The sequence below is a fragment of the Sulfitobacter sp. HI0129 genome, assembly GCF_001635395.1.
Classification (GTDB): Bacteria; Pseudomonadota; Alphaproteobacteria; order Rhodobacterales; family Rhodobacteraceae; genus Sulfitobacter.
Window position 1 is genome coordinate 1 of sequence record NZ_LWGH01001044.1, and the last position, 14,082, is coordinate 14,082.

The window sequence follows — 14,082 nt, forward strand, 5'->3', positions numbered from 1 at the left end:
TCAGCCCGGGGCGGCGGGTGGTGGCGGAGCGCGTCCCCGGCCACCGGACGGAGGGGGCTTCGGCGTGGTTCGATACCGTCGAACTGGTTTCGATCCCAAGTGCCGCGGTGCGGCTGCAGGCCTTCGACGAACATCTCGTGGATGCGCTCGATCTGGCCGAGGGGGACGCATGCGAACCCAGTCGCGAACATGCGGTTCTGCCCACCGACGAGGGCTGTCGCCAGATCGTCAGCCGCGAACTGGCGCTGGGCGCACGGCAAGGCGCAGAGCTGCCCTTCGATGACCTGCGCGCCCCCCGCCGGTGGTGGTTCGCCTGACGGGGGTTGCAGACGGGGCGGATCGGGCGTATATCCCCTTCAACAGCGGCGCGATCGGGTCCAAACCAATCGCTCCACCGATCTTGATAACGGGCCGCGCGCCCGTTTTTTTGTGCCCGCAGTAACGTGGAAACCTGATGTCGAACGACCTGATTGCCAAAGCAGCCATGGACCGACGCCTGGCCGAGATCATCACCCCGGTGATCGAGGATCTGGGCTTTGAGCTCGTGCGCGTCCGGCTGATGAGCGGCAAGTCGATCACGCTTCAGGTGATGGCCGACCGGCCCGAGGGCGGCATCGAGGTCGATGAGTTGGCGTTGATCAGCCAGTCCATCAGCGCGGTTCTCGATGTGGAGGATCCGATCCTCGATGAATACACGCTGGAGGTTTCCAGCCCCGGTATCGACCGGCCCCTGACCCGGCTCAAGGATTTCGAAGCGTTCGAAGGCTACGAGGCCAAGCTGGAAACGGTGGACCTGATCGATGGCCGCCGCCGCTTCAAGGGCGAGCTGGCGGGCACGGAAGGCGACGAGGTGCTGATCAACGTGGAAGAAGGCACCATCGGGCTGAAGTTCGATTGGCTGTCGGATGCCAAGCTGGTGCTGACTGACGAGCTGATCAAGGAAATGCTGCGCCAGCGCAAAGCGTCCGGTGCGATTGACGAAACCAAGTTTGACGACATTGAGACTGAACAGTCTGCCGAGGGAGACGACTGATGGCCATTACATCCGCCAACCAGCTTGAACTGCTGCAAACCGCCGAGGCGGTCGCCCGTGAAAAGATGATCGACCCCGGTCTGGTGGTCGAGGCGATGGAAGAATCGCTCGCCCGGGCGGCGAAGTCCCGCTACGGCGCCGAGATGGACATTCGCGTTTCCATCGACCGCAAGACGGGCCGCGCGACCTTTACCCGTGTCCGCACCGTGGTGGAGGACGAGGAGCTGGAGAACTACCAGTCCGAGTTCACCGTCGAGCAGGCGAAGCAGTACATGGATGATCCCAAGGTGGGTGACACCTATGTGGAGGAAGTGCCCCCCGTGGAAATGGGCCGCATCGCGGCGCAATCCGCAAAGCAGGTGATTCTGCAGAAGGTCCGCGAAGCCGAGCGTGACCGCCAGTTCGAAGAGTTCAAGGATCGTGCGGGCACCATCATCAACGGGCTCGTCAAGCGCGAGGAATACGGCAACATCATCGTCGACGTGGGTGCCGGTGAAGCGATCCTGCGCCGGAACGAAAAGATCGGCCGCGAAAGCTATCGCCCGAACGACCGTATCCGCGTCTATATCAAGGATGTGCGCCGCGAGCAGCGCGGCCCGCAGATCTTCCTCAGCCGCACCGCGCCCGAATTCATGGCGGAACTGTTCAAGATGGAAGTGCCGGAAATCTACGACGGCATCATCGAGATCAAGGCAGTGGCCCGCGACCCCGGTTCGCGCGCCAAGATCGCCGTGATCAGCTATGACAATTCCATTGATCCCGTCGGCGCCTGTGTGGGTATGCGCGGCAGCCGCGTTCAGGCAGTGGTGAACGAGCTTCAGGGTGAAAAGATCGACATCATCCCGTGGAACGAAGACCAGCCGACATTCCTCGTGAACGCGCTTCAGCCTGCCGAGGTATCCAAGGTGGTTCTGGACGAGGAAGCCGGGAAGATCGAAGTGGTGGTGCCCGAAGAGCAGCTTTCGCTCGCCATCGGTCGCCGGGGCCAGAACGTGCGGCTGGCAAGCCAGCTTACCGGTCTTGATATCGATATCATGACCGAAGAACAGGAAAGCCAGCGTCGTCAGGCGGAATTCGAACTGCGCACCAAGCTGTTCATGGACAACCTCGATCTGGACGAATTCTTTGCCCAGCTTCTGGTTTCCGAAGGGTTCACCAATCTGGAAGAAGTCGCCTATGTCGAGGTCGACGAACTGCTGGTGATCGATGGTGTGGACGAGGACACGGCGAACGAACTGCAGGCGCGTGCCCGCGATGTGCTGGAAGCGCAGAACAAGGCCGCACTGGAATCCGCCCGGGCGCTGGGTGCCGAAGATAGCCTCATTGAATTCGAAGGGCTGACGCCCCAGATGATAGAGGCGCTCGCCAAGGACGACGTGAAAACGCTCGAAGATTTCGCGACCTGCGCCGACTGGGAACTGGCCGGTGGCTGGACGACGGTCGACGGTGAGCGCGTGAAGGACGACGGCACGCTGGAAACCTTCGGCATCAGCCTTGAGGAAGCGCAGGATATGATCATGACCGCGCGGGTGATGCTGGGTTGGGTCGATCCCGCCGACCTCGAAACCGAAGAGGGCGAGGAAGAAGGCGAAGACGAAACCGAGGAGGCCGGGGCCTGATCGCAGGCCTCGGGGGCTCTGAATGGGACGCGGTGGCGCCTCGCATGACCGGACGGACGGTCCCGAACGCAAGTGCATTGCCACGGGAGAGGTGCAGCCGAAATACGGGCTGATCCGCTTCGTGGTCGGTCCCGAAGGTCAGGTGGTGCCGGATATCATGGGCAAGCTGCCCGGGCGCGGCATCTACGTGGCGGCGGACCGCAAGGCACTGGAACTGGCGGTGCGGAAGAACCTGTTCTCCCGCTCCGCAAAACAACAGGTCAGGCTGCCGGAGGATCTGGTGGCCGAGATCGAGACCCAACTGGCGCGCCGCGTGGTCGATCTGATCTCGCTGCAGCGCAAGGCGGGCAAGGCGGTCGCCGGTTACGAGAAGGTAAAGAACTGGCTGCAGACCGAAGAAGCCGAAGTGCTGATCCAGGCGGTGGACGGATCGGGGCGCGGAAAATCGAAGTTGAGCACACCGCATTTCGGTCACTACATCGGGTGGTTGACCGCAGATGAATTGGGTTTGGCATTCGGTCGTCAAACTGTGATACATGGGGCGCTCGCCTCTGGTGGACTCACGCAGCGTGTTGTAGAGGAAGCCCAAAGACTTAAAGGCGTGCGCGTAAACGAGGCTGGCAAGGGCCAGCCGAAAGGATAGACGAGCTTCATGAGCGATACTGACGGCAAGAAAACATTGGGTCTGCGCGGCGGTGGCGCGCGTCCGGGCAACGTAAAGCAAAGCTTTAGCCACGGACGGACCAAGAACGTCGTGGTCGAAACCAAGCGCAAGCGTGTCGTGGTGCCGAAGCCGGGCGCCGCCAAACCCGCTGCGGGCGGCAAGTCGCTGGGTGATCCATCAAAGCGTCCGGCAGGCATTACCGATGCCGAAATGGAACGCCGCCTGAAGGCCGTGCAGGCCGCCAAGGCGCGGGAGGCGGAAGAAGCCGCCGAGCGCGAAGCCGAGGAAAAGGCCCGCGCCGAGGAGCGTGAGCGTCGCCGGGCCGAACAGGAAGCCAAGGAAGCCGAAGAGCGCGAGCGCGAAGAAAGCCTCAAGGCCAAGGCCGAGGAAGACGAGCGCCGCAAGCGTGAAGCCGAAGCCGCCGCACAGGCTGCATCCGCCCCGCCGGCGGAACCCGTCGTATCGCGCGGACCCAGCCCGAAATCCTCTTCCGGTGCGCCGGCGCGCAAGACGGAGCGGGATCGGGAAGACACCAACAAGAAGAACCGCGGTGGCGACAACCGCCGTTCCGGCAAGCTGACGCTGAACCAAGCGCTGTCCGGCGGCGAAGGCGGCCGCCAGCGTTCCATGGCGCAGATGAAGCGCAAGCAGGAGCGCGCGCGCCAGAAGGCGATGGGCGGCAGTGTCGAGCGCGAAAAGGTCGTGCGTGACGTTCAGCTTCCCCCGGCGATCGTGGTTTCCGAACTGGCGAACCGCATGGCCGAACGGGTGGGTGAAGTGGTCAAGGCGCTGATGAACAACGGCATGATGGTGACGCAGAACGAAACCATCGACGCCGATACAGCCGAACTCATCATCGAGGAATTCGGCCACAAGGTCGTGCGCGTTTCCGACGCCGACGTCGAAGACGTCATCAAGGAAGTCGAGGACGATCCCAAAGAGCTGCGCGACCGCCCGCCCGTCATTACCATCATGGGCCACGTGGACCACGGCAAGACCTCGCTGCTGGACGCGATCCGGAATGCCAAGGTTGTCGCGGGCGAAGCCGGCGGCATCACGCAGCATATCGGTGCCTATCAGGTAACGACCGATGGCGGCACCACGCTGTCGTTCCTCGATACGCCGGGCCACGCTGCCTTTACCTCCATGCGGTCACGCGGGGCACAGGTGACGGATATTGTGGTTCTGGTGGTTGCGGCGGATGACGCCGTGATGCCCCAGACGATCGAGGCCATCAACCACGCCAAGGCGGCCAAAGTGCCGATGATCGTGGCGATCAACAAGATCGACAAGCCCGCGGCCAATCCTGACAAGGTGCGCACCGACCTGCTGCAACACGAAGTCATCGTGGAAAAGCTCTCTGGCGACGTACAGGATGTGGAGGTTTCGGCCACCACCGGTCAAGGGCTCGACAACCTGCTGGAAGCCATCGCGCTTCAGGCCGAGATTCTGGAACTGAAGGCGAACCCGAACCGCGCCGCCGTCGGCGCCGTGATCGAAGCGCAGCTTGACGTGGGCCGCGGCCCGGTCGCGACCGTTCTCATCCAGAACGGCACATTGCGGCAGGGCGATATCTTCGTCGTGGGTGAGCAATACGGTAAGGTCCGTGCGCTGATCAACGATCAGGGTGAGCGCGTGAAAGAAGCTGGTCCGTCGGTTCCGGTGGAGGTTCTGGGCCTCAACGGTACGCCCGAAGCCGGTGACGTTCTGAACGTGACCGACACCGAAGCGCAGGCGCGTGAAATCGCCGAATACCGGGCCAATGCCGCGAAGGACAAGCGCGCCGCTGCCGGTGCAGCCACCACGCTGGAACAGCTGATGGCGAACGCCAAGGCGGACGAAAACGTCAGCGAATTGCCCATTCTGGTCAAGGCCGATGTGCAGGGCTCTGCCGAAGCGATCGTTCAGGCGATGGAAAAGATCGGCAACGACGAGGTGCGCGTGCGCGTGCTGCATTCAGGCGTCGGCGCGATTACCGAAACCGATGTCGGCCTTGCGGAAGCGTCCAATGCGCCGATCATGGGTTTCAACGTCCGTGCGAACGCATCTGCCCGCAATACCGCGAACCAGAAGGGCGTGGAAATCCGCTATTATTCGGTCATCTACGATCTCGTGGATGATGTGAAAGCGGCGGCCTCGGGCCTGCTGTCGGCGGAGATCAAGGAAAACTTCATCGGTTACGCGACCATCAAGGAAGTCTTCAAGGTCACGGGCGTGGGCAAGGTTGCCGGTTGCCTCGTTACCGAAGGTGTCGCACGCCGCAGCGCGGGTGTCCGTCTGCTGCGCGACAACGTGGTGATCCACGAAGGCACGCTGAAGACCCTGAAGCGCTTCAAGGACGAAGTACCCGAAGTCCAGTCCGGTCAGGAATGCGGCATGGCCTTCGAGAACTACGACGATATCCGCCCCGACGACGTGATCGAAATTTTCGAGCGTGAGGAAGTGACCCGCACCCTTAAATAATCAGTCCGTCGCTGGCTGCACTGTCTGAGAGACCCGGTCGAAGTGCCGGGTCTCTGTCGTTTCAAAGGTCCTGGTTTCATCGGCATAGGCGATGCGCGAGATCTCGAAGTAGTCGGGACTGATGTCGATCAGGTTGAAGTCATTCGGCTCCCCCCGCAGGCGAGAGGACAGGCTGGTCCCGGCATGAAGCTGAACCGCCGCACCCCCTTCTTCGCCGCGGGCGAATTCCCCCACGTGCCAAGTATGAAGATGGCCTGACAGCACCAGATCGGCCCCACAGGCCAGCAGCTTGTTCAGCGCGCGATCCGCCCCCGGGATCGGTCGCTTCTTCGTCTCCTGCGGATGATTGAGCGGGTGGTGGGCCACAAGTATGCGGGCCTTGTGGTCATCCACACCTTCCAGCGCCCGGCAGGCCTTGCGGATTCGCCTGTCGCTCATCCTGCCTGTTTGCCAGCTGAGCGGGTCGACGGTGTTAACCCCGATCACGGTATAATCTTCGCCTTCGTGGATCGGGGTGAGATCCCGTGCGATGAATTTCTTGAAATAGCGCCATGGCAGGAAGAAGCGGGTCAGCGGGCGGTGGATCGGTACGTCATGGTTCCCCGGCACGCAGAGAACGGGTGCCTCCACGCGATCGATGAACCGCCGGGCAGAGGCAAATTCGGTCGCCCGGGCGCGCTGGGTCAGGTCCCCCGAGATCGCGACCATATCGGCAGAGAGACGGTTTACCGCATCCAACAGCGGTTCGAGGAGATCGGGCCTGTCCTTTCCGAAATGCAGGTCGGACAGGTGAACGATACGGCTCATCTTGTTTGCTCCTTTCGCCCAGACGGCACCAGCACGTCGAGCTTGTCTTGCGATAACGTCAGGCGGAAGGGGCCGCGCATCTTGTCCAGCTCTCCGTCCCGCGCCACGTGCCGGCGCTTGCGCGCCATTTCGATCCTGATGTCCTTGCCGCAGTGGAGTTCATAATCCACCTTTTTACGGGCCATTCCCACGGCAAGGGCGAGTGCCAGCTTCAACATGCCCCAGCGATCGGTGTCCGGGGCGACGAGTAGCACCATTTCGCCTGCAGCGATGCAATCGGCGCCGCCCAGTGCCATCTGCTCAAGCTGGAAGGCGTTGTTGACGGCGAAGATCAGCGGTGTGCGGTAGCGATGTTTCGTGCCGTCCACCGTCACGGTCAGCCGCATGGGGGCCCGCAGGGTGGCGAGCGCCTTGATCACCGACCAATAGGCGGCGACACGGCTTCGCCCCCAACGATGATAGATGCCTTCCCGGGTTTGCAGGATTGCGGGATAGGCGCCCAGGCTGGCATTGTTGAGGAATACGCGGTCGTTGATCCGCGCGACCTTGGTCAGTTCGGTTTCCCCGGACAGGATAACCTGAACGGCGGCGTCGATGTCTTCGGGTATGTCGAGCGACCGGGCGAAATAGTTGAAGGTGCCGGAGGGGATGATCCCCATCTTGCGCCCCGTCCCGACGACCAGTTCGGATACACCGCAAACCGTCCCGTCACCGCCCGCGACGACGATGGTGGCATCTTCGGTCTGCAGGGCTTTGCGCGTCACTTCTGCGAGGCTGTTTTCCTTGCCGAATTCCAACACCTCCAGCGTGGCGCCGTGTTGGGCAAACAACCGACGGATACGATCCACCCGGCTCTCCGCATCCTGCTTGCCGGAGCGGCGATTGATGATCAGGATATAGGTGTCCGCTTGCATCGAATGTTCTGCCCCATGCTTCGATCCTCAACGCTGCAGACGCAGAATGGTTCAGGAACGATAGGGCGGAAAGGGAAGACCGTGCGGCCCGTGAAACCGTCAGAGCCAGTCGCGCAGGATGGGGATAAGCGGCAGGTCGGCGGGGGGCATCGGGTAGGATCTAAGGTCCAGCGGCCGCACCCATTTCAGCGCCTGCCCTTCAAGGCCGCGCGGAATGCCTTCCCATTTTCGGCAGGCAAAAAGCGGCATGAGCAGATGAAAGCTTTCGTAGCTGTGGCTCGCAAAGGTCAACGGGGCAAGACAGGACGCCCAGGTACCGATGCCCAGCTCTTCCTGCAATTCACGGATCAGCGCCGCTTCGGGCGTTTCGCCGGGTTCGATCTTTCCACCCGGGAATTCCCAAAGGCCCGCCATGGACTTGCCTTCGGGCCTTTGGGTCAGCAATACGCGGCCGTCAGGATCGATGAGCGCGACGGCCGCGACCGTGACAGTTTTCACGAGCGGTAATCGGCGTTGATGTCGATATAGCCGTGCGTGAGATCGCAGGTCCAGACGGTGGCCGTCCCATCGCCTAGGCCGAGGTCTACGCCGATGTTGATCTCTTCGCCCTTCATATGCCTGGCCGCCGCCTCTTCGGAATAGTCGGGGCTGCGCCAGCCTTCCTTTGCGACTTCGACATCACCGAACCGGATCGCGATGCGATCCCGGTCGGCGGCTGCGCCCGATTTGCCGATGGCCATGACAACCCGCCCCCAGTTGGGATCCTGACCGGCGATTGCTGTCTTGATCAGTGGCGAATTGGCGATGGACAGGGCATGGACCTTTGCATCGGAATCGCTGGCTGCGCCGGATACGGTGATCTCGACGAACTTGGTCGCACCCTCGCCGTCGCGCACCACCTGATGCGCCAGATCCCGCATGATCCGGTGAACCGCCTGATCGAAGGCGTCGCTTTCGCTCACATCGACGCCCGAGGCGCCCGTGGCGGCCATCAGCAGCGTGTCCGAGGTGGAGGTGTCGCTGTCGACCGTGATGCAGTTGAAGGTCCGTTCCGTATGTTCCGAAACGATGTGCTGCAGATCGGCCAGGCCGATTTTCGCATCCGTGAAGATATAGACCAGCATCGTCGCCATATCGGGCGCGATCATGCCCGAACCCTTGGCGATACCGGCGATGCGCACTTCCTTGCCGTCGACCTCGATGGTTTCCCGGGCACCCTTGGGGAAGGTATCGGTGGTCATGATGGCCTTCGCGGCTTCGGCGATGCCGCCCGCGTCCTGATCCGCCTTGAGGCTATCGAGAGCGGCGATGACCCTGTCGTGGGGCAGCGGTTCACCGATCACCCCGGTCGAAGAGGTAAAGACCCGCGCCTGCGGGATGCCACAGGTTTCCGCGACGGCGGCGGTGATCGCCTCCACCGAGGTGACACCGCTGCGGCCCGTGAAGGCATTGGCATTGCCCGAATTCACGAGGATGGCGGCACCTTCATCAGAGGTGCCGCCGATCTTGGCCTGACAATCCAGTACCGGGGCGGCCCGCGTGGCGGAGCGGGTGAAAGCCCCCGCCACCACACTTCCGGGGGCGAGCAGGGCCAGCATCACGTCGGTACGGTCCTTGTAGCGCACGCCTGCAGCGGCGGTCGCAAAGGTCACCCCTTCGATGACGGGAAGATCGGGAAAGCTGGCCGGGGCCAGCGGCGATACGGCCAGCTTCTTTCCCATGGATTACTCCAGCAATTCGGTCTGCTTCAGGACCGCGGGATCGATGCTTTCGACATCCTTGCGGTCGACATCCGCAGCCTCTGCCAGACGCTCGATCTCGGCCTGAAGGGTCTCTTGGCGCAACTGGTTTTCGATATCGGTGCGCACGTCCTCCAGCGCGGGGGCCTCGGCGGTGCGGGTTTCGTTCAGCTTGATCACATGCCAGCCGAACTGGGTTTGGACCGGCTCGGAAACCTCGCCGGGTTCAAGCTCCACCACCGCTGCTTCGAAGGCAGGAACCATCGCGCCCTTGCCGAACCAGCCCAGCGAGCCGCCACCGGGGCCGGATGGGCCGGTCGACTTTTCCTTTGCGGTCTCGACGAAATCGGCACCGCCCTTGACGGTTTCCATGATCTCGCGCGCCTCTTCCTCGGTTTCCACGAGGATATGGGAGGCGTTGAATTCCTGCTCAGGCTCGGCGCTTCCGAACTGTTCGTCATAGGCGGCCTGAACATCGGCCTCGGGCAGGGGATCGGCCATCATCTTTTCGATCACTTCGCCTGCGGTGAGCGAACGCTTCTCGTTCTCCAGCGACAGTGTGACGCGGGCGGGCAGGTCGCCCTCAAACGTATCGGCCAGCGCGGCCTGCTGAATGAGCTGGTCGAGGATGCCGGTAAACAGCACGTCGTCCGGCAGTTCCTGATACTGCGGAGGCAGCGCGGCACGGGCCACGATCATGTGGCCCACGGTGATGTCCGTTCCGTTAACGGTGGCGACGACGGTATCGGCCTTTGGGCCTGCGTCATCCTGCGCGGCGAGCGGCAGTGCGAGTACGGTAGCGACAGCAGCTGTCGCCAGAAGTTTGAAAGGTTTGTGCATGAAGAGTCCTATCGGTTCGATCGTTACGGGCTGCAACGTTGACAGTGTTTATCGCGCCCCTTACATCGCCCTATGGGCGCGGCCCGGGGGGCGGTTCCCCTTCTACTTAGGGACCGAAACGCCGCTGGGCAAGCGGATCACCGCAAGACATCAGAAGTTCGTCTGGAGAGTACATGCTGGGTATCGGAACAATCGCCAAAAAGGTCTTCGGGACGCCGAATGATCGCAAAATCAAGGCGACGCGCCCGCTGGTCGAACGGATCAACGCGCTGGAACCTGAGTTCGAGAAGCTCAGCGACGATCAGATCAAGGAAAAGACGCAGGAATTCGCCCGCCGCGCCGAAGAGGGCGAAAGCCTTGATGATCTGCTGCCCGAAGCCTTCGCCAACTGCCGCGAAGCCGCCCGGCGTACGCTGGGCCTGCGGGCGTTCGACACACAGCTCATGGGCGGGATTTTCCTGCATCAGGGCAATATCGCCGAGCAGAAGACCGGCGAAGGCAAGACGCTGACCGCGACATTCGCCGCCTATCTCAACGCGCTTACCGGCAAGGGCGTGCATATTGTTACGGTGAACGAATACCTCGCAAAGCGCGATGCCGAATGGATGGGCAAGGTTTTCGGTGCGCTGGGGCTGACCACCGGCGTCGCATGGTCCGGCATGTCCGAAGACGACAAGCGCGCGGCCTATGCCTCCGATATCACCTATGCGACGAACAATGAGCTTGGCTTCGATTACCTGCGGGACAACATGAAGCCCGAGCTGAGCCAGATTTTCCAGAAGCATCACAATTTCGCCATCGTGGACGAGGTCGACAGCATCCTGATTGACGAAGCGCGGACACCGCTGATCATTTCCGGCCCCTCGCAGGACCGGTCAGAGATGTACAGCATCATCGACAAGCTGATTCCGTCGCTCCAGCCCGAGCACTACGAGCTGGACGAAAAGACCCGCAACGTGACCTTTACCGACGAGGGTAACGAGTTTCTGGAAGAGAAGCTGCGGGCCCACGAGCTGATCGAGGAAGGCCAGAGCCTGTACGATCCCGAAAGCACCACGATCGTTCATCACGTCAATCAGGGTCTGCGGGCCCACAAGCTGTTCCAGCGGGACAAGGACTACATCGTCCGCGACGGCGAAGTCATGCTGATCGATGAATTCACCGGCCGCATGATGCAGGGCCGCCGCCTGTCCGACGGATTGCATCAGGCGATCGAGGCCAAGGAAGGCGTCAAGATCCAGCCCGAGAACGTGACCCTCGCCAGTGTGACGTTCCAGAACTACTTCCGCCTTTACGACAAGCTCGCCGGGATGACCGGGACGGCCCTGACCGAAGCGGACGAGTTCATGGAAATCTACGGGCTCGGCGTTGTCGAAGTGCCGACCAACGTGCCCGTGGCGCGCGAGGACGAAGACGATCAGGTCTACCGCACCGCGCGCGAGAAATACGAGGCGATGATCGAAAAGGTGAAGGAGGCCAATGAAAAGGGTCAACCCGCGCTGGTGGGAACGACCTCTATCGAGAAATCCGAGATGCTGAGCAATCTGCTGAAGGAGGCGGGGATTCCGCACAATGTCCTGAACGCGCGCCAGCACGAACAGGAAGCCCAGATCGTGGCCGATGCCGGCAAGCTGGGGGCGGTCACCATCGCCACCAACATGGCCGGTCGGGGCACCGACATCCAGCTTGGCGGCAACGTCGAGATGAAGGTGCTGGAAGCGCTTGCCGCCGATCCTGAGGCGGACCCCGTCGAGGTGCGTAACCGGATCGAGGCGGAACATGCGGACGAAAAACAGAAGGTGATCGAGGCGGGCGGCCTCTATGTGCTGGCCTCCGAACGGCATGAAAGCCGTCGGATCGATAACCAGCTGCGCGGTCGGTCGGGTCGTCAGGGGGACCCGGGGCGGTCGTCCTTCTTCCTGTCGCTCGAAGACGACCTGATGCGCATCTTCGGCTCTGAACGGCTGGAAAAGGTGCTGACGACCCTTGGCCTGAAAGAGGGTGAGGCGATCGTTCACCCTTGGGTCAACAAGTCGCTGGAGCGGGCGCAGGCCAAGGTCGAAGGCCGTAACTTCGACATCCGCAAGCAACTGCTGAAGTTCGACGACGTGATGAACGAACAGCGCAAGGTCATCTTCGGCCAGCGTCGTGACATCATGGAAGCCGCCGATCTGAACGAGATCGTCACCGATATGCGGGAGCAGGTCATCGACGACCTGATCGACACCTACATGCCGCCCCGGACCTATGCCGACCAGTGGGACGGCGAAGGGTTCCAGCAGGCCGTGGTCGAGAAACTGAACATCAACCTGCCCGTGGCCGAATGGTGCGACGAGGACGGTGTCGATGACGAGGTCATCCGCGAGCGCCTGACAGAGGCAACATCGCGGATGATGTCCGAAAAGGCGGAAGCCTTCGGCGCGGAAAACATGCGCAACATCGAAAAGCAAATTCTGCTTCAGGCCATCGACAGCAAGTGGCGCGAACACCTGCTGACGCTGGAGCATCTGCGGTCTGTCGTGGGCTTCCGCGGCTACGCCCAGCGGGATCCGCTGAACGAATACAAGAACGAATCCTTCCAGCTCTTCGAGACCATGCTGGACAGTCTTCGCGAAGAAGTAACGCAGAAGCTGTGCCGTGTGCGCCCCATGTCCGCCGACGAACAGCGCGAGATGATGGAAGAGATGGCCGCCCGGCAAGCCGCGGTTCAGGCCGCCGCGAAGGCGGCGGGCCAGCCCGAAGATTCTGCGGGGGCGACCGATGGTTCCGCCCGCGAAGGCTTTGACGAGAACGATCCCACGACTTGGGGAAACCCCGGGCGGAACGATGAATGCCCATGCGGATCGGGGAAGAAATTCAAGCATTGCCACGGCAAGGTCGCCTGACACAGGGCGCCTTTCTGTCGCCCGACGCCGGGCGCCTTTCTTTCGTCAAAGACTCCTCATACGGCGGCCATCATCGTCGGCGATAACCTATCGTTAACACTTTTGTTGATAGGGAATTCGCCCCATGCCAAATCAAAAGGAAATTCTGACCACCGTCGGTGCCTTGGTCGTTGCGGCCGGTATCGGCTTTGCGATGCAAAGCTCTGCCACGGCTGATCGGTTCTATGGCCCCGGAGAGCAGGCGCAGATACCCTCCTCCGCCGGGTTCGCCAATTCCAGCGATGCCCTGCTGGAGGTAGAGGGGATCACCCTCACCTCTGCCGAATTCGACGCGATCGTCGCCTCCCCCGCTGCTGAATCGCAGGTCATCCCCGCAGCCGCGCCCCAGGCCCTGCCGGAACCCACGCCGCCCGCAACACTGCCGGGGCTGGACTGCACCGTAACCGCCGATGCGCGGGCGAAGGCAGCCGCGATGGTTCAGCTGAGCATGTCCGCCCCTTGCCTGCCGAACGAACGGCTGACGATCCATCACAACGGAATGATCTTCACCCAGACCACCTCCGCCGAGGGAGAACTTGATATCACGGTCCCGGCGCTCGCCCGGGATGCGGTTTTCATCCTTGCCTTTTCCAGCGGTGATGGCGCCGTCGCACAGGCCACCGTGGAGGATCTGGAAGACTTCAACCGCGTCGTCGTGCAATGGCGCGGGGACATGGGGTTTCAGATCCATGCACGCGAATTCGGCGCGGCCTATGGGAGCGAAGGCCATGTCTGGTCCGGCGCGCCGCGCGATCTGACCGCGGCGATCACCGGGGCAGGCGGCTACATGACGATGAATGGCGACACCCGCGCCGCCGATCCCCTGCTGGCGGAGGTCTATACCTTCCCCAAGATCGGCACCGGGCGTGACGGGCAGGTTGCCCTGAGCGTCGAAGCGGAAGTGGCCCCTGCCAACTGCGGAACCGAGATCGAGGCGCAATCGCTGGAAATCGGCGGTGACGGAAAGATCAAATCGCAGGACCTGACGCTGGCGGTGCCGGGTTGTGATGCGCAGGGCAACTTTCTTGTGTTGAATAATCTGCTACAAAACCTGAAAGTCGCGCAATACTGACGCAACG

General features: G+C 62.2%; 11 protein-coding genes and 1 pseudogene. 7 read left to right on the plus strand and 5 right to left on the minus strand.

The genetic code is table 11. The features are described 5' to 3' along the window. The 5 genes and pseudogenes from A3764_RS25535 to infB form a co-directional block, all read left to right on the plus strand. Positions 1 to 317 (plus strand): annotated as a pseudogene (locus A3764_RS25535) (ABC transporter substrate-binding protein); the annotation flags it as partial. Between the two features lie 137 nt (positions 318 to 454). Continuing rightward, on the plus strand, positions 455 to 1,033 hold the full coding sequence (gene rimP / locus A3764_RS22080; RefSeq protein ID WP_067923481.1) for a ribosome maturation factor RimP: 579 nt from the start codon (positions 455 to 457) through the stop codon (positions 1,031 to 1,033). Next, positions 1,033 to 2,652, plus strand: a complete 1,620-nt coding sequence (gene nusA, locus A3764_RS22085; protein ID WP_067923484.1) for a transcription termination factor NusA — start codon at positions 1,033 to 1,035, stop codon at positions 2,650 to 2,652. The genes rimP and nusA overlap by 1 nt, the downstream gene beginning before the upstream one ends. Positions 2,653 to 2,674: 22 nt before the next feature. Further along, positions 2,675 to 3,295, plus strand: coding sequence for an RNA-binding protein (locus A3764_RS22090; RefSeq protein WP_067923487.1), 621 nt, complete (start codon positions 2,675 to 2,677; stop codon positions 3,293 to 3,295). Positions 3,296 to 3,304: 9 nt separating this feature from the next. Then, positions 3,305 to 5,779, plus strand: coding sequence for a translation initiation factor IF-2 (gene infB / locus A3764_RS22095; protein ID WP_067923489.1), 2,475 nt, complete (start codon positions 3,305 to 3,307; stop codon positions 5,777 to 5,779). On the opposite strand, the gene A3764_RS22100 is transcribed toward infB, so the two are convergent. The 5 genes from A3764_RS22100 to A3764_RS22120 all read right to left on the minus strand — a co-directional run bounded on the left by A3764_RS22100 (position 5,780) and on the right by A3764_RS22120 (position 10,079). Continuing rightward, complete coding sequence (locus tag A3764_RS22100; RefSeq protein ID WP_067923492.1) at positions 5,780 to 6,586, minus strand: metallophosphoesterase family protein; 807 nt, start codon at positions 6,584 to 6,586, stop codon at positions 5,780 to 5,782. After that, positions 6,583 to 7,500, minus strand: a complete 918-nt coding sequence (locus tag A3764_RS22105) for a diacylglycerol/lipid kinase family protein (RefSeq protein WP_067923495.1) — start codon at positions 7,498 to 7,500, stop codon at positions 6,583 to 6,585. Before A3764_RS22105 ends, A3764_RS22100 begins: the two co-directional genes overlap by 4 nt. A gap of 99 nt (positions 7,501 to 7,599) precedes the next feature. Then, positions 7,600 to 7,998 carry an 8-oxo-dGTP diphosphatase MutT gene (gene mutT, locus A3764_RS22110; protein WP_067923498.1) on the minus strand — a complete coding sequence of 133 codons (399 nt, stop codon included), beginning with the start codon at positions 7,996 to 7,998 and terminating at the stop codon, positions 7,600 to 7,602. Continuing rightward, on the minus strand, positions 7,995 to 9,221 hold the full coding sequence (gene argJ / locus A3764_RS22115) for a bifunctional glutamate N-acetyltransferase/amino-acid acetyltransferase ArgJ (protein WP_067923501.1): 1,227 nt from the start codon (positions 9,219 to 9,221) through the stop codon (positions 7,995 to 7,997). The genes mutT and argJ overlap by 4 nt, the downstream gene beginning before the upstream one ends. Positions 9,222 to 9,224: 3 nt before the next feature. Beyond that, positions 9,225 to 10,079 (minus strand): peptidylprolyl isomerase, encoded by an 855-nt coding sequence (locus A3764_RS22120; protein WP_067923503.1) that lies wholly within the window; start codon positions 10,077 to 10,079, stop codon positions 9,225 to 9,227. Between the two features lie 173 nt (positions 10,080 to 10,252). Here A3764_RS22120 and secA point away from each other — a divergent pair, with 173 nt between their 5' ends. After that, on the plus strand, positions 10,253 to 12,964 hold the full coding sequence (secA, locus tag A3764_RS22125) for a preprotein translocase subunit SecA (protein ID WP_067923504.1): 2,712 nt from the start codon (positions 10,253 to 10,255) through the stop codon (positions 12,962 to 12,964). Between the two features lie 124 nt (positions 12,965 to 13,088). Then, a complete protein-coding gene (locus tag A3764_RS22130) occupies positions 13,089 to 14,075 on the plus strand; it encodes a hypothetical protein (RefSeq protein ID WP_067923507.1) in 987 nt (328 codons plus the stop codon). Positions 14,076 to 14,082: the final 7 nt, after the last annotated feature.